This window comes from Bacteroidota bacterium (genome assembly GCA_016715425.1).
Classification (GTDB): Bacteria; Bacteroidota; Bacteroidia; order Chitinophagales; family BACL12; genus JADKAC01.
On sequence record JADKAC010000008.1, the window covers coordinates 246,670 to 269,130 of the forward strand.

The window sequence follows — 22,461 nt, forward strand, 5'->3', positions numbered from 1 at the left end:
CAAGCACAATTATTTATAGCCAACAATTAATTGTTGTCCGATAGAAATTGTATTGCCATTCAGCTTATTCCATTTTTGAATATCTGCAACTGTTACTTCATACATTTTAGAGATAGAATATAATGTCTCTTTGGATTGTACCTTATGCATTATTTTTTCCGGTTGTATCGTTTTCGGTGGTTCAGGAATTATTTCTTCTGACGAATCTATATCAAGCGTTTGCTGATTATAATTTTCAAATTCCATTTCTTCAGTTTCCGGTGCTGCCAATTCCAATGGTACTTTTTTAGTTTTTATCTCTTTGGATTTCTCCGGATCTACTTTTGGTGCGGGACTCTGAAGCTTTACTTTCTCTTTGCGTTTTTTTCTCAGATTTAATATTTCACCTGCGGCAGGCTCTTCACCTTTATTCATCAAATTATAACTATATAATCTATCAAGTTCAACTCCCTCATCACGGCTGATGCTCCACATTGTTTCGTTGGTTTTTACTGTATGATATTTCACACTTCCTTTTTTGCGTTTGGGTTGCAAATAGATATTTGTTCCGGGTTCTAATTCTGTATTTATACGAATATCGTTATATGTTAAAATGCGCTTTAGATAAATATTATTCGCTAATGCAATAGATTCCGGCGTATCACCTTTCTGCACAAGCACGGTAGGAATTCTGTTGAAATAAAACTTTACTGAAGTAGTGGCAATAGCAATATCCTCTTTAGGATTTTCTTTCAGATATTCTTTATTGGTACCATCCGATTTTTCTAATTTATTTAAATCAGCTAAAGTGAAACCATCATACTCATATAATTTATAATCTTCAATTAATCCAATTAGCAATTCCGCATATTTTGGATTGGTGGCATACCCTGCTTTTTTTAATCCTTTAGCCCAACCTTTATAATCTGAAGGTTCAAGTGTAAATAATTCAGAATAGCGATTTCTTGTGGTGAGAAATAAACTGTGATCATGAAAAGATTCTTGCGGATTATTATAACTGCGAAAACATTCGTTGGCTGCATCATCATCATAATATACTTTGCTGCCTGCCCAATCACTTTGACATTTAATTCCAAAATGATTATTGGATTTTTTTGCAAGTTCACTTTTGCCTGAGCCGGATTCTAAAATACCTTGTGCTAAGGTGATGCTTGCCGGAATACCATACTCAATCATTTCCCGCACAGCGATTGCCCGATATTGCAAAATATAATTGTTTACGTCCGTATTATTTCCGGAGGCAAATGCAGTTGTACTTGCACTTAGAATAAAATAGAATAGAATTATTTTCTTCATTGCTTTACGTCAGATTCTTCAGATGTAAATCTACTTTGGCAAACGAGTAAAAGTTATAGCTTATTATACACAGAATTGTGGCTTATCCAATTTTGCGAACAATCATAAGACCATCTCTTACACTCATAATTACATTTTCAACTCTTGTATCCTTTTGTATTTTTTTGTTAAATGCATCAATGGCAAGTGTGTCTTTATCTTTTTCTGTTTCCACTACTTTGCCGCTCCATAACACATTGTCGGCGATAATCCATCCGCCTGTAACTAATTTATCAAAAACAAGATCATAATAATTTGCATAGTTCTGTTTGTCGGCATCTATAAAAACCAAATCGAATGTGTGATGAAGTGTTGGAATTATTTGTAATGCATTACCGGTAAGTATTTCAAATGCATTGGTAAGATTTTCTTTTGCAACATAATCTTTTACCATAGGTGTAAGTTCATCATTGATATCTATTGTAATTATTTTTCCGCCGGGTTGCAATCCTTTTGCTAAACAGATACCGCTGTAGCCTGTATAAGTACCTATTTCTAAAATTGATTTTGGCTGCATCATTCTCGAAATAAATTCCAGCACTTTCCCTTGCACTTTGCCACTCAGCATTTGCGGCATCATCGCTTTTAAATGTGTTTGTCGGTTAAGTTCTTTTAATGCTGCTGTTTCTTCTGTTGTATGGTCAGAAATATATTGTTCAATTTGAGAAAGTATAATTTCCATATTTGTTTTAATTTGTAAAAGTGTTTTGACAAGAATTAAATTCCGATTGTATTACTTCTTTTTTCCATTATCACTGTTGTTTTCCAAACACCATTTAAAAAGGCAATTCGTTCACGATAACCAATCATGCGGAAGCCACATTTCTCATGCAAGTGAATACTCGCCGGATTATCATTATGAATTACAGCAAGCATACTCCAATAGCCATGTTTTTCAGAAGTTACAATTACTTTTTCAATAAGTGCCTTTCCAATTCCTTTATATTTAAAATCATCGTGTACATATAAAGTAAGTTCGCACACACCTTTATAACATTCTCTCGGAGAAACATTTGATAATACTATCCAACCAGTAATTGTATTTTCTTCTAAAGAAACAAAACGTGAATGTGGAAGAAACTTTTTATCAAATATTTCCCATTCCGGTGACTGTGTTTCAAATGTGGCGTTGCCGGCAGCGATACCCATATCGTAAATATTTTTTATCGCAGGATAATCATCTTGCACCAAAGGTCTGATTTCAATCATACAATAAAATTACAGTGGGTATATTTAATCGTTTTAGTTTTATGGTGCATATTTATAAATTATGAAAAAAGTTACAGTACTAGGTGCAGGCATGGTAGGCCGTGCAATGGCGATTGATCTCGCAAAAACATGTGAAGTAAGTTCTGCAGATATCAGCGATGATAATCTTGCTAAACTTTCTGCATTTGGTATAAATACTATTCAATGTGATTTATCGGATAATGAAAAAATTAAATCGGTAATTCAGGCTGCAGATTTAGTGATTGGTGCTGTTCCGGGTTTTATGGGTTTTGAAATGTTTAAGACAGTGATTGAAGCCGGTAAAAATATTTGTGATATTTCTTTTTTTAATGAAGATCCATTTGTGTTGAATGATCTTGCTAAAAAAAATAATGTAACTGCAATTATGGATGTGGGTGTTGCGCCCGGAATGGATAATATTATTCTTGGCTATCACAACAAGCGCATGCAAGTGAAAAATTTTGAATGTTATGTTGGTGGATTACCTGCAGAACGTGTTTGGCCTTACGAATATAAAGCACCGTTTTCACCTGCCGATGTATTGGAGGAATATACCCGACCTGCAAGATTTGTTCGTGATGGAAAATTAATTATTAAAGAAGCACTCACGGATCCAGAGTTGATGTATTTTGAAGGTGTGGGAACATTGGAAGCATTTAATAGTGATGGCTTGCGCAGCTTGGTAAACACGATGGCACATATTCCTAATTTAATTGAACGCACATTGCGTTATCCCGGTCATATAGAATTAATGCGTGTGATGCGGGCAACAGGATTTTTTAGCAAAGAAGAAATTGAAGTGAAAGGAAAAAAAATTGCACCATTGGATTTAACCAGTAAATTATTATTTCCTAAATGGAAATTAGGTGATGAAGAACATGAATTTACTGTGATGCGCATTATAGTGGAAGGCAACGAAAACGGAAAGGATAAAATCTATACTTATAATTTATTGGATAAGTACGACGCAGTTACAAAAACATCCAGCATGGCAAGAACAACAGGTTATACTTGTACGGCCGCAGCGCAATTGGTATTAAATAATATGTTTAAAAGTAAGGGTGTTTTTTCACCGGAATATCTGGGAGAGGAAGAAGCACATTTTCAGTTTATATTGCAATATTTACAAGAAAGAAATATTTACTATAAAAAAACTTCAGTATGATTCAATTAATTAAGAAAAGAAATTATTTTAATTTTTAAATAAGGATGATATATCGAAATTGGTTATTTGGTTTTGTTTTGGTAGCATCAATAATAATATGTGAAAAAAGTTATAGTCAGTTTCCCCAATTACATTTTGTTACATATAAAATTGAAGATGGACTTACAAGTAATAATATTACTTGCTTCTATCAAGACTCAAAAGGATTTTTATGGATTGGAACTGACTACGGGTTAAATAAATTTGACGGTAATATCTTCGAACAATATTTATCAGATGTTTCTGATTCTAACTCTTTAAGCGGAAATTATATAGCTGATATTCTGGAAGATGAAGAAGGTATATTATGGATTGCTACCAGAGGAGGTGGAATAACAAGATTTGATTCCGATGCTCCTAAAAAAAAGCAGTTTAAGAAAATTATGAATGTGCTCGGTGATACCGCCACCATTTCTACTAATCGAATTTTATGCTTATTCAATTATGATAGTATGTATATTTTGGCTGGTGGTGAAAACTATCCCTACATTTTTATTAATAAAAAAACACATGATGTAAAAATGCAGCTTGGTAGTAAATCCGGTAATTATTTTCCAAATCCGAATATCGAGCCTGAGGATCCCTTGCCGGATTGGATGCACAAAATAAAAACTTACAAGGAACATTACTTTATTTCAAGATTGTATAATGGGACATTACATGTTTATACACAAGACGGGCAAAAAATAAATCGTGACTTGAAGGATGTAGGATCTTCATCAGTTACAGATTTTGTTTTTACCGGTGATACTATATGGCTGGCTACCTGGTGGCAGGGATTATATATAAAAGTATTAGACTGGCAGCAAGAAAATGATTCGGTACTTATATCAGACCACAAATTATTCGACATCCATGATAATGTAATCGCAGTGCTTAAAATGAATGATAGTATAGTACTTGCAGGTACAACATCTCAAGGGTTATTACAAATTAATACTCGAGAGCTATCATATAATACTTTGATTTCAGAAGTAGCTAATAAATTTTCATTGCCTTCTAATAATATTAATTGCTTGTTCAAGGATGCGCAGGAAAATATATGGATAGGCACAAAAAATGGTTTAGCAAAATACAATCCTCGTCAATGGAATTTTGACTCCTATGCATTTGAATCTATCAATAATCCGGTTGCGCAAGTATATAGTGTACATAAAGATGTAGCATCAAACATTCGTGTATGTACTTCGAATGGAATATATAAATGGTTACCACAAGAAAAAAAATTTCAACACCTAACCTTTTATGAAGAAGACCTTTTTTTAACTCCCAATTTTATTTATGAATCTGCCCACGGTCAAGGATTCTTAGGAACCGAAACTAATATTTGTGCATACAACATGAATACAGAAAATGCATCACTCTTGCTCATTAATTATTTTTATTTTGACAAAAATTATAAAGAACAAACCCGCAGTTATAAAGGCGGTGTAATGCAAATAAGAAATATTATTCCTGATACAATTGATGGTATATCACTTTTGTTATTAGAAGTATTAGGTCAAGGAATTGGTTTCTTTAATCCTCAAGATAATCAATTCAGTTTGTTATATAAACAAGATTCTAATTCTGTAAGTATTAAGAATAGTATGACACGATGTATTTATAAGGACAGGATAGGTGATATATGGGTGGGAACTGCGGAAGGCTTATTTAAATGGCAAAAAAGTTATCCTCCTAAAAATATATTTCAATCATTTTTAAATAACCCTCATGATAGTTTATCACTTTCTTCAAATGCAGTGTCAGGTATTTATGCTGACGCACAGAATAATATTTGGGTAACGACTTTAGGAGGAGGATTAAATAAATATAACGGCCAGTATTTTGAACACTTTAACCCATTAGTTTTACAAGGACATACAATGTTAGGAGTGTATGCAGACAACAGTAACAGATTATGGTGTCCTGTTCCTTATGGATTTGAAGTGTTTGACTTAACAGAAGAAAAATTTTATCGACTGGTGTTACCTGGAGAAGAATTTATAATGCGGGAAAACACGAAATTATTAGTGGATAAAGAGAATAATTTTTTTTATGCCTCACCCAATGCACTCGTTAGTATTCAACCGGATTCCTGGAAATTTGATGAGTTATTTCCTTCTATTTATTTGCGTGATGTACAGTTATATAATACGAGTATAAGCGATGTATTCAATAGCCAAAATATGTCGTTTAGCCATAATGAAAATTTTATAACATTTAAATTTTCTGCGCTTGATCTAACGGCAATAGCAGAACCCCAATTTGAATACAAACTTACCGGCATCTCAGATTCATGGTTGCCGGTGGAAACACCAAATCATCTAACGTTTAATAGCCTTTCACATGGAAAATATACTCTGGAATTAAGAGTAAGTAACAAATATGGACAATGGAGCCCTCCGGTGGTGATTTCCAACTTTCAAATTCTAAGACCATTCTGGTTGCAATGGTGGTTTTATCTGATAATAATATCTATTGCCGGAGGCTTAACGTACGCATGGGTACAAAATAGAGAACAGCAATTATTAAAAATTCAAAAAGTAAGAAATAAAATTGCGAATGATTTGCATGATGATGTTGGAAGTGCACTCAGTACAATTAATTTATACAGCGAAGTAGCAAAAATGAAATCAGAAAAAGAGAACAATGAATTGATTGATATTCTGGATAAAATTTCATCAACAAGTTTAGAGATGCAGGAGAACATGAATCATATTGTTTGGAGTCTGCAACCCCGCAATGATTATTTTGAACAAGTAGTATTGAAATTAAAATACTTTGCTTCAGAAGCTTTGGATTCAAAAAATATTCAACTTGATTTTAATGCACATGAATCTGTAAAAGATTTACATTTATCTTCAGAGCAACGCAAAGAATTATTCCTGATATTTAAAGAAGCAATAAATAATATAGTAAAATATGCAAACTGTACTCTAGTAAAAATTTATTTTGTACAACAAAGAGATTTATTATTAATGCGGGTAATAGATAATGGAATTGGGTTTAATACCTTACGACAATCTTCGGGCAATGGATTACATTCAATGCAACAGCGGGCAAAAACATTAGAGGGAGAATTGCAGATTACTTCCGAAGAAGGGATTGGCACAGAGGTTTGGTTGCGCTTTAATATTAAATAGATTTTTAGCTACTAATATTAGTAGTTAATGTTCACGTCACATACAAGTAAATTTGAGCCTGATGGACATTATAAGGATAACAATTTTTGATGATAATGCTACCCGGCGTGATGGCGTGCAATTGTTATTAAACAATTCACTTGGCTATGTATGTGTTGGTGCTTTTGAAGACTGTTCACATTTATTGGAAAATATTGTACAATCAAAGCCACAAGTAATTCTTATGGACATTGATATGCCTGGAATAAATGGAATAGAAGCAGTAGGTATAATTAAAGAGAATTTTCCCGAAATTCCGGTAATGATGCAAACAGTATTTGATCATGATGAAAAAGTGTTTCAAAGCATTCTTGCGGGAGCAACAGGTTATTTGCTTAAAAAAGCTTCTCCTATTAAATTATTGGAAGCAATAAAAGAAATTTATGAAGGTGGTGCACCAATGACTCCAGAGATAGCAAGCAAAGTGCTGAAGTTTTTTAAAAGCCCATTGATCAGCAAACAGATAAAGGATTTTCAACTCACAGATAAAGAAAAAGAAATACTAGTGGCACTAATAGATGGATTGAGTTATAAAATGATTGCAGACAAAGTAAACAGCAGCTACCATACCGTGAATTTTCATATCCGCAATATCTACAAAAAATTACATGTGCACAGTGTAAGTGAAGCAGTTGCAAAAGCACTGAAAGAAAAGATCGTTTAGTCTAAATCACAATATTATTGGATTTATACAATTGATTGCACAAGTTTTTTACCTGCGAGAATTAGTGGGTTAAAACCATATGTGTTTAAATTATTTTTGCTATGAACCTATTTGATTACCAAAAAATTTAATTTATGAAACAGCTTTTATTCAAAAACTTTGCAGTGGCTTTAGTCTTGCTACTGACTGTGAATCTTTATTCAGCCACCGAGTCAGAACCAAACGACACGTATGAAACATCAAACGTTGCCGATCTCGGAATTGCAAATACCGGAAGCGCCGGTTACACCATTAATCAGGATTGGTGGGAAATTACAATTCCCGAAAATGGCAATCTCACAATTAACACCACGCCTTTAAACTCTAAATATTTATGGTGTTATTTATATGATAACGATGGAACTACATTGCTAGCTAGTACATATAGCAGTGCTTCCTTTAATATCAGCAGAAACGATCTGCAGGCAGGAACATATTATATCAGAATAAATTGTTTCTATTCAGGAGATTCAACTGATTATACGTTCACTCCTACATTTACAGCTCCATCTGTAGATCCTGATAATGAACCCAACGACTACTATCCACTTGCGAATACACTTGGTTTAAATGATTCTACCACAGGAAATGTTGGATATTATTATAATTTAGACAGAGATTCAACTGACTGGTATGAAGTAACTACTGTTGAAGATGGGCCATTATATATCTATCTCAATCCTTTAAATGGAAGCCCGACATTTATATATTTATATGACGCTGACGGAACAACTTTATTGGCAAGTGGTTATAGTGGTACCGCTTTTTCCATTAATCGCCAAGACCTTGCTGCGGGTACTTATCATATTTTGATTAGAATGTATTATTCCAATGGTTATACCCCATATACACTGAAAAATACATCCTTCCCTGTTACGTATGAAAATGATGTGGAAAGTAATGATGTCGCTGCTAATGCAGTTAGCATATCCGAAAACTCCACAATTGAAGGACATATTGGATATTATACCGATGGAGCAAGAGATTTGGATGATTGGTATGAGATCACAACGACAGAAGATGGAATACTTAATTTTTCTCTTACTGGAAGCTTAGCACAAAATACATACATGTATATTTATGATACCGACGGAACTACTTCATTGGTTTCCGATTATAGTACAGTCCCATTTAGCATTAGCAGAAATGACCTTGCCGCAGGAACTTATTATTTACGTGTAAGAATGTATTATTCCGATGGATATAATAACTATTCAATTACAAATACTTTAACTCCTCCAGTTGAGGCAAATGATTCTGAACCAAATAATGTAGTAGGTTCTGCAATAACAATTGCTGCAAATTCAACCATTGAAGGACATATTGGATATTATACCGATGGAGCAAGAGATCTGGATGATTGGTATGAGATCACAACGACAGAAGATGGTAATCTTAATTTTTCTCTTACAGGAAGCTTAGCACAAAATACATACATGTATATTTATGATACCGACGGAACTACTTCATTGGTTTCCGATTATAGTACAGTCCCATTTAGCATTAGCAGAAATGATCTTGCCGCAGGAACCTATTATTTACGTGTAAGAATGTATTATTCCAGTGGATACAATACCTATTCAATTACAAATACTTTAACCCCACCAGCTGAGGCAAATGATCCTGAACCAAATAATGTTGTAGCTACAGCATCTCCTTTAGAAACAAATGTTACCGTTGAGGGCCATATTGGATATTATAACTCAGGGATACGAGATCAATATGATTATTATGCAATTACATTATCATCATCAGGTGACCTTACCTTAACAGTGGATGCAATTAATAATGTATATATATATTGCCGGTTATATTCCGCCGATGGTGTTACTTTTTTAGGTGGAAGTTATGCATTAGGTGGATATACTTTTACTAAATCTGATCTTGCCGCAGGTAATTATATTGTTCTGGTAAATTGTTATTATTCTTCCTCTGATTATACGCCATATACCCTCACCAACACTTACTGCCCCGATGCAATCACAATTATTGCAGAAGGAGAAACTACCTTATGTGAAGGAGAATCAGTAATACTCACCACACCCGATCATCATTGGAGTTACTTATGGAACGACGGTTCAACCACCGAAACAAACGCAGTAACATTAGCAGGTGATTTCTCATTGACTATTGATAATGGCGATGGATGTGTGCGCACATCAAATACCCTAGCAGTGGATGTAACACCAAATCCTGTTGCAGTACTTGAAGCGGATGGCCCAACCACATTCTGTGAAGGTGGTTCAGTTACTATTACTGCAAATGTTCCCGGTTCACCGGATTCCTATTTATGGAGCAACGGTGAAACCACTTCTTCAATAACAGTATCAGAAAGCGGTGACTATTCAGTTACCATTTATAAAAATGATTGTTCTGCTATCTCCGATCCAATTGCAATTACAGTAAATCCAAATCCAACAGCAACAGTAAATGCTGATGGATCCACCACATTATGCGAAGGTGAAGATGTAATGCTTACAGCAAATACAGCATCTTCTTACTTGTGGAGCAACGGAGAAACCACACAATCAATTACAGTATCTGAAAGTGGAAATTATTCAGTAACAATTACAAATGAAAATAGCTGTACCAATGAATCTGATGCAGTAGCAGTAACCGTAAATCCAATTCCGGTAGCAACAATTTCAGCCGGTGGCGACACAGAATTTTGTGAAGGCGGCAGCGTAATGCTAACTGCATCAAGTGGTGATTCTTACTTATGGAGCACTGGCCAAACAAGTGCATCTATCTCTGCAACATCAGAAGGAAGTTACAGTGTAACAGTTACAGAAAACGGATGTAGTGCAACTTCATCTAATACAGATGTAACAGTAAATGCAAATCCAACTCCTTCTATTTCTGCTGATGGTCCAACTACTTTCTGCGAAGGTGGTAGTGTGAATTTAAGTGTAGATTCTTACTTCGATATTGTATGGAGTACAGGAGAAAACACCGAATCAATAAATGTAAATGAAGCAGGTGTTTACAATGTAACTGTAACAAATGACAACGGCTGTATGGGAACATCATCGGATGTAACCGTAACCACAGAAGTTTGTACTGAGCTTGTGATTTTTGCTGATGGTCCAACTACATTCTGTGAAGGCGGATCAGTAATACTTTCATCAAGTGAAGAAGCAGGAAATGTTTGGAACACAGGAGCAACCACCCAATCAATTACAGTTACTGAAAGTGGAGATTACTCATGTGTAAACGGAGATAACACATCCAACACAATTACAGTAACAGTAAATGCAAATCCGGAAGCCACAATATCAGCCGATGGCGATACTCAATTTTGTGAAGGTGGCAGCGTAATGCTAACTGCATCCGCAGGTGATTCTTACTTGTGGAGCACAGGCGAAACAAGTGCATCAATCGTTGCATCTTCCGAAGGTCTTTATAGTGTAACAGTAACACAAGACGGATGTAGTGCAACATCAGAAAATACAGATGTAACAATAAATGCAAATCCAACTCCTGAGATTTCTGCTGATGGTCCGACTACATTCTGTGATGGTGGTAGTGTGAACCTAAGTGTAGATTCTTACTTCGATATTTCATGGAGTACAGGAGCAAATTCCGAATCCATTAATGTAACTGAAAGCGGAAGTTATAGTGTTACAGTAACCGATGCAAAAGGATGTAGCGGAGAAGCAGAAGCAGTTGAAGTAACAGTAGAATCTTGCGGAACAGAAGTTACTATAATTGCAGAAGGAGAAACCACATTCTGTGCAGGTGGATCAGTAATACTTACATCAAGTGAAGCAACCGGAAATATCTGGAGCACAGGCGAAACAACACAATCAATTACAGCTACAGAAAGTGGAGATTATTCAGTATCAAATGGAGCATTCGTTTCCAATACAATTACAGTAACCGTAGTTGAAGAAGCAAGTGTAAGTGTATCACCAATAGGTCCGGATAAGATTTGTTATGAAGGCAGTGTATTATTATCTGCAACAGCTTCATCCGGAGATTTGCAATGGCAAAGAAATGGAATGGATATCAGTGGTGAAACTGGTTCTACACTTTCAGTAACAGAATCAGGACACTACACATGTACTGTTGACAATGGAGTTTGCGATGCGGCAACTTCAAACTCAGTAAAGGTTACTTACTATAAAAATCTGCCAATAACACCCGCAGGAACTTCCTATATCTGTGATGGTTCTTCAGTTGTTCTTTCAGTAGATTATTATGCTACAGTAACTTATCAATGGTATAGGAATGGCGTTGAAATAATCGGAGCAACCGCTAATATTTATGAAGCAACCACTACCGGAAAATACAGAGTTGTATCCACATTAGATGGCTGCGGAAGAGTATCCAATATTGTACAGGTAATAGTAGATTGTCGTTTTGCATCTGAGTCAGAAATTGAATCTCAATTATGGCCAAATCCAACAAGTGAATCATTTAATATTTCTACTACAGCCGAAGAAAATGCGAAGCTGATAATTCAAATTTATGATATCAGCGGCAGCGAAGTATTTGCAATGACACATACACAATCATATTCAGGAGAGATATTAAATATCAATTTACCTGACCTTGCAAGTGGCATGTATTCAGTTGTGATACACTTTCCAAACGGAACAATGAATCAACATCCTTTGGTAATCAATAAGTAAGTGAAAACACTTAATAAAAAGAGCGGCTATGGCCGCTCTTTTTTTTGCTTGATGTTTTTGCTTGTAGATGGAAATATTATTAGTTAATTGTCGTAAAAAATTTATGGAATAATAAAAACTTATAAAAGAAAATTGGATGCACCAGAATAATTCTAAAATAAAATAGAGAAATTATTTGAATTAAATTATTGCTATAAAATTATTTTACAATTGCTGATATAATAATTCCTCAGGCAATTGCTTGAAATAATCATACGTAATTTTTAATCCTTCCGCTCTGGAAATTTTTGGCTCCCAATGCAGTATTTTTTTTGCAAGTGAAATATCCGGTCTGCGTTGTTTGGGATCATCTACCGGCAATAATTCATTTACAATTTTCTGATTTGTTTTTGTAAGCGCAATTATTTCTTCTGCAAATTCTTTAATAGTTATTTCATCGGGATTACCAATATTTACAGGACTAGAATAATCAGATAATAACAACCGATAAATCCCTTCCACCAAATCATCTACATAACAAAATGAACGTGTCTGACTGCCATCGCCAAATACTGTAATGTCTTCTCCACGAATTGCCTGCCCGATAAATGCAGGTAATGCACGACCATCATTCAATCGCATGCGAGGGCCATAAGTATTAAATATTCTTACAATGCGAGTTTCCAATCCATGAAAAGTATGATACGCCATTGTAATTGCTTCCTGAAAACGTTTTGCTTCATCATAAACACCACGTGGACCAACTGGATTTACATTACCCCAATACTCTTCATTCTGCGGATGTACCTGCGGATCTCCATACACTTCACTCGTTGATGCAATTAATATTCTGCTATTTTTTGATTTTGCTAATCCTAATAAATTATGTGTACCCAACGAACCTACTTTCAAAGTTTGAATTGGCATTTTTAAATAATCAATTGGACTTGCAGGAGAAGCGAAATGTAAAATATAATCGAGATTGCCAGGTACATACACAAACTTGGAAACATCGTGATGATAAAATTCAAAATGTTCCAGCTTAAATAAATGTTCAATATTGCGCAGCGAACCTGTAATCAAATTATCCATTCCTATTACATGGTATCCTTCTTTAATAAAACGATCGCATAAATGTGATCCGAGAAATCCTGCAGCACCCGTAATAAGAATTCGTTTCATGTAAACTATATATGTCTATTCAATTAAATTATTCAACTACTTTTCTACCGATACTTTCATAATAAAATCCCTGTGATTTTATTTCCTGTAAATCAAACACATTGCGTCCATCGAAAATAATATGTTGGCGCATCATGCTGCGCATCATATCAAAATCAGGAGAGCGGAATACATTCCATTCAGTAATAATTACCAATGCATCTGCATCTTGCAGCACATCATATGCATTTTGTGCAAACTGAATTTTATCACCATAAATTTTGCGCACATTATCCATTGCTTCAGGATCAAATGCATGTATTGTTGCACCGAGTTTTAATAATGCATCAATAATATAAATTGCAGGTGCTTCACGGATATCATCTGTATTCGGTTTAAATGCCAAACCCCATATTGCAATATTTTTTCCACTTAATTTATTACCGAATTTATTTTTAATTTTTTCTACAAGAATTGTACGTTGCTTGTCGTTCACTTCAATTACACTTTTCAACACATGAAAATCATAATCATTTTCATTTGCAATATGATTCAGTGCTTTCACATCCTTCGGAAAACAACTGCCGCCATAACCCACACCCGGAAATAAAAAACGTTTTCCAATTCTTGAATCACTGCCAATTCCTTTGCGCACCATGTCCACATCTGCACCTACTATTTCACACAAATTTGCAATCTCATTCATAAATGTAATCTTGGTTGCAAGAAAAGCATTTGCCGCATACTTGGTTAATTCTGCAGATCGTTCATCCATAAAAATTACGGGATTTCCCTGACGTACAAATGGAGCATACAAACGATTTAAAACCTCTTTTGCTCTTTCGCTTTCTGTTCCAATAACTACACGTTCGGGTTTCATAAAATCTTCTACCGCCACACCTTCTCTTAAAAATTCAGGATTGGAAACTACATCGAAATCTACAGTACAATTTTTTGCAATTACATCACGCACTTTTTCTGCTGTGCCCACCGGTACTGTACTTTTATCAATAATAATTTTATACTCCTTAATTAATTTACCCAACTGTTCCGAAACTTGTAATACATATTGCAAATCCGCAGAGCCATCTTCATTTGGTGGAGTGGGCAATGCAAGAAATATTACTTCGCTATTGTCAACTGCAAATTGAAGATCAGTGGTAAAAGTTAAATTACCTTGTTCGATATTGCGTGAAAAAATTGTTTCTAATCCCGGTTCATAAATTGGTATTTCACCATTTCGCATGCGCTCTACTTTCTTTGCATCTATATCTACACATATCACATGATTCCCTGTTTCAGCAAAACAAGTTCCTGTAACAAGACCAACATAACCCGTTCCTACAACTGCTAATTTCATTTATATTTTTATTTTTTATAAGCAGGCGCAAAGTTAGTTTAATTTTGACGGAACATTTACCAATGAGCGACGAACTAACTTCTCTATTCGAATTTTCAGAAAACCCTGCAAAGCCTTTCCTGCATGAGGTTTTAAAGCGTGATGCAGACTATGATAGTGCATTGCAAGCATGGATATTTTCGGATAGATATGCAGATATAAAACAATTGCTTCATCAATATTTTGTATTGCATGACGACACCGGAATTAATCATACATTCGAACGTCGGCAAAACAATGCAAGCAATAATATTCGCATCACATTTACACCGGCTTATTTTGAAAAAAATGAATTGCAATTAATTGCAGATGCATGGAAACATGAATTGTTGCAGCATAATTATAAAAAGTATGTTTCGGATGTGCGCCATTTTTTGCGCAATGATTATGTTGAAATAATTGAACGCCATTATCTGAAACCAAAAATAAATCTTGACAATATTATTCTGGAACAACAATTCGGAAATATCATTATTGAATTCCGGATGATAGATGAAAAATCATTTGATTTACAACTGCAAGTGCATTATTATTCCGGTAGAAATTATTCTGAAGCATTTCCATTTGATGATTTGCTGTCAATTCTTTTTAAATAACAGAAAAAAAATCCTTTGAATTACCGTATGTAACTTTACAATGATGCGTGGAGCTATTGCAAATTATCCATTAGGCGGAAAATTATTTATTCTGCTCGGCTTATATCTGTTAGGTGAATCTTTGTTCAGCTATCTTGCATTATATCTCACATCTTTTATTATTCCCGATGGCAATATACAAACGTTGGTTTTTGATATTGACAGTTACACATCTGCCGATCAATTTACGATTGCACAAGTGCAATCACTAAAATTATTTCAACTGCTTTCTTCTGTTGGCAGATTTATAATTACTCCACTTATTTTTTTATATCTGCAAAATAAATCAGTTGTTTTTTCTACAGGATTAGATAAAAAAATTAATTTCAGAAATATCGTTTTAATAATAGCTGTAATCTTATCCTCCACTGCTATTATTAGTTTTATGCAAGAGTGGAATGCTTCTTTGCATTTGCCAAATACATTTGCTGAAATGGAGCAGATGATGAAAAATCTGGAAGAGCAGGCACAGTTGCAAACAGATGCATTTTTAGGAACAACAACAATTGGTGGATTGCTGATTAATATTTTTATTATTGGTATTGTTGCGGCTGTTGGTGAAGAATTATTATTCCGGGGAATTTTGCAGCGTATCATTTATGATCATACAGGTAAATTGCATCTAGCTGTTTGGACTAGTGCATTTGTATTTAGTTTTATTCATTTGCAATTTTTTGGGTTTTTCCCACGGCTGCTTTTAGGTGCTGTTATGGGATATGTATATGGTTGGAGTGGAAGTTTAAGAGCGCCGATATTTGCGCATTTTATAAATAATACGGGAGCGGTTATTACTTATTATCTGATAAATACAAATGTATTATCCGAAAAATTTGAAGAGCCTTCCGGATGGTTGCAGGCATTGATAACACTTCCTCTATTTATAATTTTTATTTTACTTTATTATAGAAGTACAGGATATGGAAAAAGATTGGATAACAGTGTTCACTACCAGCGAACAACCGAGAGCATGGATAATGAGAACAGCTCTGGAAAGTGAAGGAATTAAAGTAGTGATGCTTGATAAAACAAGTAGCCCTTATGTAAGTTTTGTTCCCGGAGAAATTGATTTAATGGTGCATACTTCTCAAGCGGAACTTGCTTTAGAAATAATTTTTAATAATGAAAATAACAACGAATAACTGTATGTTCGAATACGTTATTTTTTAATCACAGTAAAATACACATGCAATTAACTAACCTGGGTCAAAGATTTTTTACAGCACTTTTCGGAGCAACCGCAATTATCAGTTGCATATTTATTAGTCCATATACATTTTCTGCATGTTTTTATTTACTTGCAATGCTGACGCAATACGAATATCTATTGATGATAAAGCCATTGAAACAAGAAAACCCACAAGCACAATTACATATTGCAGGAAATCTCACCTTAGGAACCATTGTATATTTTCTTATCATGTTGATATCGTATGGAGTTATAGGCACAAAATATTTCAGTTTATTTTTTGTGTTATTTGCTTTCATTGTCATTTTAGAATTATATAAAAATCGTCCAAACCCGTTTCAATATATTGGTCTTAGAATTATAGGTTTGGTATATGTGGTAATTCCATTTGCCTTATTAAATACTATTTCTATTTCCGCAGATAATTTTTATCCTGTAATCACTCTCGGTATATTATTTATTATCTGGACCAATGATGTCTTCGCTTATTTCACAGGAAGAGCTTTTGGAAAAAATAAATTATTTGAGCGCATTTCACCCAAGAAAACATGGGAGGGATTTGTAGGCGGGTTTGTAGCTTCCATTGCTTGTGCATATATCTTTTCTGAATACGAATCCTTACTCACTGTAAAAGAATGGATAATTACAGGTGCATTGGCAAGTATTGCCGGCACCTTTGGTGATTTATCTGAGAGTATGTTTAAAAGAAGTCTGCAAATTAAGGACAGCAGTGGAATATTACCCGGACATGGTGGCTTCCTAGACCGCTTCGATGCCCTATTAATAGCGGTTCCCTTTGTATATGCATGGCTCAGCCTGATTTGAACCGGAATGCCATGCGAATTGTAGTAACTTTGCCAACTCGGCTTAAAATCAGACATGGTAAAACTTATTCATAAAGAAGGCAGAAAACTCATCGTAGTTTTTTTATTCTTGCTAGTAGCATTAAATGTTTTCTTTCATACTGCATTTCCAGATAATAAAACATTACATCTCATTTCTCTAATAGTTTCATTAATTGGAGTTTTATTTACGATGATGTTTTTTCGCAATCCGAAGCGAATTTTATTTCAGGAAGAAGGTGCAGTAATTGCGCCGGCAGATGGTAAAGTAGTGGTAATTGAAGAAACACATGAAGGGGAATACTTTGGTGATAAACGCTTACAGATTTCTATTTTTATGAGCGTTAAAAATGTACATATTAATCGCACACCAATCAGTGGTCAGGTTAAATATTTTAAATATCATCCCGGTAAATATTTACTTGCATGGAACCCAAAATCATCAACCGATAATGAACGAACCACATTTGTAATAGAAGATGAAGATGATAATGTTGAAATATTAATGCGACAAATTGCAGGTACTGTTGCAAGACGCATTAAGTTTTATGTAGAAGAAGGAGATGATGTTAAACAAGGAGCTGAATTCGGATTTATTAAATTCGGTTCACGAGTAGATTTATTTTTACCTGTGGATGCACAATTAAATGTGAAAGTTGGCGATAAGGTAAAAGGCGGACAAACAATTATTGCAAGAATTCATAAACCAAAAAATCAATCCATTTTTTAAAAAAATAATTATTATGAAAAAACTATTCACAACACTTACACTCGTTTTTGCTATTAGCGCATTTGCAATGGCACAAAGTAATTCTACAACTTCAGAAGCAACCAAAGCAACAACTACAGTGAATGCTGCGGATCATTCCCAAAGCACAAATGCAGCGGATTGCACACCTGAAAAAATGAAAGAATGTAAAGAAGGCGCAAGCAGTTCAAAATCTTGTTGCAGCAGTAAGAGTACCTCTTCAAACAGCAGTGCAGCAAGTGCTTTAGGCAAAGAAGGTGATAAAGCAAAAACTGTTTCTATTGGCGCAAGTGCTAAAAAATCTGAGAAAAGCGAATAACAATATCTATAAATTTTTTTTAAGGACACTGTGTACGCAGTGTCCTTTTTTATTTAGTAATAATTATTTGTTCCAAATACACTTGTGAATCGCTTAAGATTTTTACCATGTAATTACCCGCTACATAATTCTGCATTGGAATTTGAAAATAATTATCCGGCAAAACAGAAATATTTTTTGAGAAAGTAATTCTTCCTGACAAATCATACATTTCAATAAATTCCAACGCCTCTGCACTTCTATTGTAAATTGTTAGGAATTCATTTACTGGATTTGGAAATATTGAGATGTTTGAATTTGTATTTTCACCTTCAATATTTTGGCAAATAGTAACAGTAATTAAATCAGATGATGAGCCGGTACATGCATTCGTATCTGTGTAAGTATAGGAGATTGTATGTGTTCCAACTCCTGCAATTGATGGTGTAAATAAATTGCCAATAACACCCGGGCCAGAATAAATACCACCGCTTGGTGAACCAGTATCTAAAGTAATTGCTGCATCTTCAATACAAATAATATCTGTACTTAGATTAAACGTTGTTACTGGTGGTGAAAAATAAATCACCAGAATAGTATCAGAGTAAGTACATCCAAATGTATTTGTAACGGTTACAGAATATGTTCCTCCATTTACAACGTAAATATTTGAAGTGGTAGCACCGGTATTCCATAAATAGGTGCCTGATGTAATAGTGGCATCTAAGATTACAGGTGTCCCTGCGCAAAGTGCTGTATCTGCGTTTATAAAAATTTCAGGTATTTCATAAATAATAACTTCCGTTTCTTCGAAAAAATAACATCCAAAAATGTTGGTGATCTCCACACTATATATTCCAGAACTTGGTGCGATAATTTGTTGTGTGGTTTCTCCAGTGTTCCATAAATATGTTGACCCAAAATTTTCTGCATCCAATAATGCAAACTCATTTTCACAAAATCCTATTGAGTCGTCAAATGCAATAAAAGGAGTTGCATTAAATATAACTTCAATAGAATCAGAATTTGAACATCCAAATGCATTTGTTACTTCAACCGAATACATACCATTTGTAGTAACATATATTGTTGAGGTTGTTGCACCAGTATTCCAGAGATAAGTCCCGGAAGGAATTGCACCATCTAACAAAATAATTTCACCATAACAGGATTCAATATCAGATCCAAGAGATATTTCTGGAATTGGAAATAAGTTAACAAATGTTTCTGCATTGTAAGTACATCCAAAATCATTTGAAATTTCCACATCATAAATTCCTGAACTTGCCGCAATAATTTGCTGTGTCGTTTCTCCTGTACTCCATAAATATGTTGAACCAATATTTTCTGCATCTAATAAAGCAATTTCATTTTCACAATATTCTATTGTATCCGGAAATTCAACAAAAGGAATTTCATTCAATATTACAACCACAGTATCTGCATCCGAACAACCAAAATTATTAGTTACAAATACATAGTAAGTACCACTTTCAGTAATATCAATTGTTTGAGTAATTGCACCTGTGTTCCATAAATATTCAACATCAGGAAAGCCGGAATCTAAAGTAATCACATCACCATCACAAGTTTCAATATCATCATTTAAATCAACTGTAATTGCTGGAAATATTTCTACAAAAATTGAATCTGAAGAAAAGCAATTAAAAGTATTTGTTACTGTAACATAATACAATCCCGCTGCATCTATTTCAATTATTTGATTTGCAGAACCCGTGTTCCATAAATACTCTGCACCCGGATTTTCAGCATTAAGTAATAATGTATTACCTAAACATATTCCTGTATCCAAACCTAAATCAACTATAGGATTTGTGTGCACTGTAACTGTAACAATATCTATCGCTTCGCAGCCCGCATCATTGGTTACAGAAACACCATAATTTCCTGAAGTTGTTACAGTAATTGTTTGTGTAATTGCACCGGTATTCCATAAAAATTCAGCTTCTGAATTTCCTGCATCCAACTCAACAGATTCTCCGGAACACATAGAAATATCCTCACCTAAAAAAACAACAGGGCCAGATACCATATTTATTTCAATTTCATCTGATGCAATGCATCCGGCAACATCAGTAATTGTTACTGAATAAATACCTGTTTCAGAAACAGTAATTGTTTGAGTTTCGGCTCCGGTACTCCAAGTAAAAGTGGCCTCAGAATTTCCAGCATTGAGCAGTATATTATTTCCTTCACAAATCATTGTATCCAAACCAAGATCAACAATTGGAACATTCACATTAAGATGAGTTATTACTGTACTATCACAACCTTCTAAGGGTGTATAATAATCATAATAATCACCTGTGGCAGTTTGATATTCACCGCCGGCAAAAAAACTTTCACCTTCGCAAATATTTATATAATTATGAATGGTATAGGAAGTACAATACTTTGCAAGAAAACCATCCCATCCTGTAAATTCAGAACTTAAATTAAAAGTAGAAGGACCCGGATCAAAATCAACTGTTGCATCAAAGTAGCCGGTAATTAATTCAGCTCCTGAATTATCTAAATGTATTTTATACGACCAATCACTTAACGTACCACCAATTTTTTCTGCTGCAATAAATTCTCCGGCAGATGTCCATACCAAGCGATAAAAATCTGTGTAACCTGCTGAAGTCAAATTAAATACTGAACCGGAAGGATCAAAATCTGCAGTTTGTTCAAATGCTCCTGTAAAATGTATACCACCTGTTTCATCAACTTGCAAATCATTCACCGATTGAAATCCTAAACCACCAATTCCTTTTCCCCAAACCAAGCTGCCATCACTATTATTAATTTTAATTGTAAATCCATCCACATAACCTGCAGAAATAATATTACTTATTTCGGCTCCGGGATCCGCATCCATTGTTCCTTCAAAAAATCCACCGGTAATATATGTGTTATCCAAAGTGCTTTCGGCAATTGATAGAACCTGTTCATTCATATTGCCTGAAAAAGCCACTGCCCAAATATAATTTCCATCACTATCCAATTTAAGAACAACAGCATCTGCACCAAATCCATAAGCAGTTAAATTATGTGTGGATGGACTCGGATCAAAATCAACAGTTTCAAAAAATTCTCCAGCAATAACGATATTATTTTCAGCATCCACCATAGTTTCATTTCCCCAAAATGAATCCATTTTTAATGCCCACAAAAAATTGCCATCATTATCTAATTTCAAAATAAAATCATTCCCCATTACACCTGCGGTAAGATTAAATGTTCCTGCACCCGGATTGAAGTCAACAGTATTCTGAAAATATCCATGAATTACAATATTATCATCATTGTCCAAGGCAAAACCATAATTCTGTTCAGTACCAGTTCCACCAAATTTTGCTGCCCATAATAAATTGCCATCTGCATCATATTTGCCACAATAAATTTCATCGCTGCCAGCAGATACAAGATTAAAAACGGAAGCCGTTGGATCCATATCTAATGTGCCGTTGAAATATCCGAATACAAATACATTTCCTTCAATATCTGTTTCTAAAACTGATGAATTACTAAACCCACTACCACCTAAATGTATAGCCCAAATAAAATCGCCATCGCTATCCAACTTTACAATTGCTATATCTAAGGATGAAACGGAAGTAAATGTGGTTACACCTAGTCCGGGATCAGCATCCACTGAGCCATAAAAATTACATGCAGTAAAAATATTCCCTATTGCATCAGTAGTTACATCACTATTTACTTGAGTGTCGTTACCATGAAATCGTTTGGCGAATAAAAAGCTTTGAGAAAAAAGTAATGAGCCCGAAAGAATAAAAAGAATGCACAGTAAATAAGGTTTCATAAAATTATTTTTTGTAATTGCATCTGTAAGCCAAAGAATATACCATGTAACGAGTTATTTATTAAAGCTAACTAATCTTTAGTAAGAAAGGGTTAATTCAATTTTGGAGTTTTATCT

The 22,461-nt window shown here is 34.5% G+C and carries 16 protein-coding genes; 10 read left to right on the forward strand and 6 right to left on the reverse strand.

Features of this window, described 5'->3' with window-relative positions:
* Window positions 1–9 precede the first annotated feature (9 nt).
* The 3 genes from IPN31_15170 to IPN31_15180 all read right to left on the reverse strand — a co-directional run bounded on the left by IPN31_15170 (window position 10) and on the right by IPN31_15180 (window position 2,544).
* Window positions 10–1,296 carry a LysM peptidoglycan-binding domain-containing protein gene (locus tag IPN31_15170; protein MBK8683216.1) on the reverse strand — a complete coding sequence of 429 codons (1,287 nt, stop codon included), beginning with the start codon at window positions 1,294–1,296 and terminating at the stop codon, window positions 10–12.
* An 82-nt stretch (window positions 1,297–1,378) separates the two neighbouring features.
* Window positions 1,379–2,017 carry a class I SAM-dependent methyltransferase gene (locus tag IPN31_15175; GenBank protein ID MBK8683217.1) on the reverse strand — a complete coding sequence of 213 codons (639 nt, stop codon included), beginning with the start codon at window positions 2,015–2,017 and terminating at the stop codon, window positions 1,379–1,381.
* A gap of 35 nt (window positions 2,018–2,052) precedes the next feature.
* Entirely contained in the window at window positions 2,053–2,544 is a 492-nt protein-coding gene (locus tag IPN31_15180; GenBank protein MBK8683218.1) for an N-acetyltransferase, read from the reverse strand.
* Window positions 2,545–2,605: 61 nt separating this feature from the next.
* On the opposite strand from IPN31_15180, the gene IPN31_15185 reads away from it, so the two are divergent.
* From IPN31_15185 to IPN31_15200, 4 genes are all read left to right on the forward strand, one after another.
* A complete protein-coding gene (locus IPN31_15185; GenBank protein MBK8683219.1) occupies window positions 2,606–3,730 on the forward strand; it encodes a saccharopine dehydrogenase NADP-binding domain-containing protein in 1,125 nt (374 codons plus the stop codon).
* A gap of 44 nt (window positions 3,731–3,774) precedes the next feature.
* Window positions 3,775–6,894 (forward strand): hypothetical protein, encoded by a 3,120-nt coding sequence (locus IPN31_15190; GenBank protein ID MBK8683220.1) that lies wholly within the window; start codon window positions 3,775–3,777, stop codon window positions 6,892–6,894.
* Between the two features lie 61 nt (window positions 6,895–6,955).
* On the forward strand, window positions 6,956–7,597 hold the full coding sequence (locus IPN31_15195; protein ID MBK8683221.1) for a response regulator transcription factor: 642 nt from the start codon (window positions 6,956–6,958) through the stop codon (window positions 7,595–7,597).
* A gap of 134 nt (window positions 7,598–7,731) precedes the next feature.
* Window positions 7,732–12,270: a T9SS type A sorting domain-containing protein gene (locus tag IPN31_15200; GenBank protein MBK8683222.1), complete on the forward strand. Its 4,539-nt coding sequence runs from the start codon at window positions 7,732–7,734 to the stop codon at window positions 12,268–12,270.
* 204 nt (window positions 12,271–12,474) lie between these two features.
* On the opposite strand, the gene IPN31_15205 is transcribed toward IPN31_15200, so the two are convergent.
* Complete coding sequence (locus tag IPN31_15205) at window positions 12,475–13,431, reverse strand: SDR family oxidoreductase (GenBank protein MBK8683223.1); 957 nt, start codon at window positions 13,429–13,431, stop codon at window positions 12,475–12,477.
* A 28-nt stretch (window positions 13,432–13,459) separates the two neighbouring features.
* Entirely contained in the window at window positions 13,460–14,770 is a 1,311-nt protein-coding gene (locus IPN31_15210; GenBank protein ID MBK8683224.1) for a UDP-glucose/GDP-mannose dehydrogenase family protein, read from the reverse strand.
* 62 nt (window positions 14,771–14,832) lie between these two features.
* On the opposite strand from IPN31_15210, the gene IPN31_15215 reads away from it, so the two are divergent.
* The 6 genes from IPN31_15215 to IPN31_15240 are packed head-to-tail and all read left to right on the forward strand — an operon-like array spanning window position 14,833 to window position 18,539.
* Window positions 14,833–15,405 carry a hypothetical protein gene (locus IPN31_15215; protein ID MBK8683225.1) on the forward strand — a complete coding sequence of 191 codons (573 nt, stop codon included), beginning with the start codon at window positions 14,833–14,835 and terminating at the stop codon, window positions 15,403–15,405.
* A gap of 43 nt (window positions 15,406–15,448) precedes the next feature.
* A complete protein-coding gene (locus IPN31_15220; GenBank protein ID MBK8683226.1) occupies window positions 15,449–16,441 on the forward strand; it encodes a CPBP family intramembrane metalloprotease in 993 nt (330 codons plus the stop codon).
* Window positions 16,383–16,583: a DUF2007 domain-containing protein gene (locus IPN31_15225; protein MBK8683227.1), complete on the forward strand. Its 201-nt coding sequence runs from the start codon at window positions 16,383–16,385 to the stop codon at window positions 16,581–16,583. The genes IPN31_15220 and IPN31_15225 overlap by 59 nt, the downstream gene beginning before the upstream one ends.
* A gap of 44 nt (window positions 16,584–16,627) precedes the next feature.
* Window positions 16,628–17,455, forward strand: a complete 828-nt coding sequence (locus IPN31_15230) for a phosphatidate cytidylyltransferase (GenBank protein ID MBK8683228.1) — start codon at window positions 16,628–16,630, stop codon at window positions 17,453–17,455.
* A 54-nt stretch (window positions 17,456–17,509) separates the two neighbouring features.
* Window positions 17,510–18,202 carry a phosphatidylserine decarboxylase family protein gene (locus IPN31_15235; protein ID MBK8683229.1) on the forward strand — a complete coding sequence of 231 codons (693 nt, stop codon included), beginning with the start codon at window positions 17,510–17,512 and terminating at the stop codon, window positions 18,200–18,202.
* Between the two features lie 13 nt (window positions 18,203–18,215).
* Window positions 18,216–18,539 (forward strand): hypothetical protein, encoded by a 324-nt coding sequence (locus IPN31_15240; protein MBK8683230.1) that lies wholly within the window; start codon window positions 18,216–18,218, stop codon window positions 18,537–18,539.
* Window positions 18,540–18,588: 49 nt separating this feature from the next.
* On the opposite strand, the gene IPN31_15245 is transcribed toward IPN31_15240, so the two are convergent.
* A complete protein-coding gene (locus tag IPN31_15245; GenBank protein ID MBK8683231.1) occupies window positions 18,589–22,344 on the reverse strand; it encodes a T9SS type A sorting domain-containing protein in 3,756 nt (1,251 codons plus the stop codon).
* Window positions 22,345–22,461: the final 117 nt, after the last annotated feature.

Excerpts from the sequence above, each read along its gene's own strand:
- IPN31_15170 (MBK8683216.1), bottom strand. The coding sequence starts at position 1,296 with ATGAAGAAAATAATTCTATTCTATTTTATTCTAAGTGCAAGTACAACT.
- IPN31_15175 (MBK8683217.1), bottom strand. The coding sequence starts at position 2,017 with ATGGAAATTATACTTTCTCAAATTGAACAATATATTTCTGACCATACA.
- IPN31_15180 (MBK8683218.1), bottom strand. The coding sequence starts at position 2,544 with ATGATTGAAATCAGACCTTTGGTGCAAGATGATTATCCTGCGATAAAA.
- IPN31_15185 (MBK8683219.1), top strand. The coding sequence starts at position 2,606 with ATGAAAAAAGTTACAGTACTAGGTGCAGGCATGGTAGGCCGTGCAATG.
- IPN31_15190 (MBK8683220.1), top strand. The coding sequence starts at position 3,775 with ATGATATATCGAAATTGGTTATTTGGTTTTGTTTTGGTAGCATCAATA.
- IPN31_15195 (MBK8683221.1), top strand. The coding sequence starts at position 6,956 with ATGGACATTATAAGGATAACAATTTTTGATGATAATGCTACCCGGCGT.
- IPN31_15200 (MBK8683222.1), top strand. The coding sequence starts at position 7,732 with ATGAAACAGCTTTTATTCAAAAACTTTGCAGTGGCTTTAGTCTTGCTA.
- IPN31_15205 (MBK8683223.1), bottom strand. The coding sequence starts at position 13,431 with ATGAAACGAATTCTTATTACGGGTGCTGCAGGATTTCTCGGATCACAT.
- IPN31_15210 (MBK8683224.1), bottom strand. The coding sequence starts at position 14,770 with ATGAAATTAGCAGTTGTAGGAACGGGTTATGTTGGTCTTGTTACAGGA.
- IPN31_15215 (MBK8683225.1), top strand. The coding sequence starts at position 14,833 with ATGAGCGACGAACTAACTTCTCTATTCGAATTTTCAGAAAACCCTGCA.
- IPN31_15220 (MBK8683226.1), top strand. The coding sequence starts at position 15,449 with ATGCGTGGAGCTATTGCAAATTATCCATTAGGCGGAAAATTATTTATT.
- IPN31_15230 (MBK8683228.1), top strand. The coding sequence starts at position 16,628 with ATGCAATTAACTAACCTGGGTCAAAGATTTTTTACAGCACTTTTCGGA.
- IPN31_15235 (MBK8683229.1), top strand. The coding sequence starts at position 17,510 with ATGGTAAAACTTATTCATAAAGAAGGCAGAAAACTCATCGTAGTTTTT.
- IPN31_15240 (MBK8683230.1), top strand. The coding sequence starts at position 18,216 with ATGAAAAAACTATTCACAACACTTACACTCGTTTTTGCTATTAGCGCA.
- IPN31_15245 (MBK8683231.1), bottom strand. The coding sequence starts at position 22,344 with ATGAAACCTTATTTACTGTGCATTCTTTTTATTCTTTCGGGCTCATTA.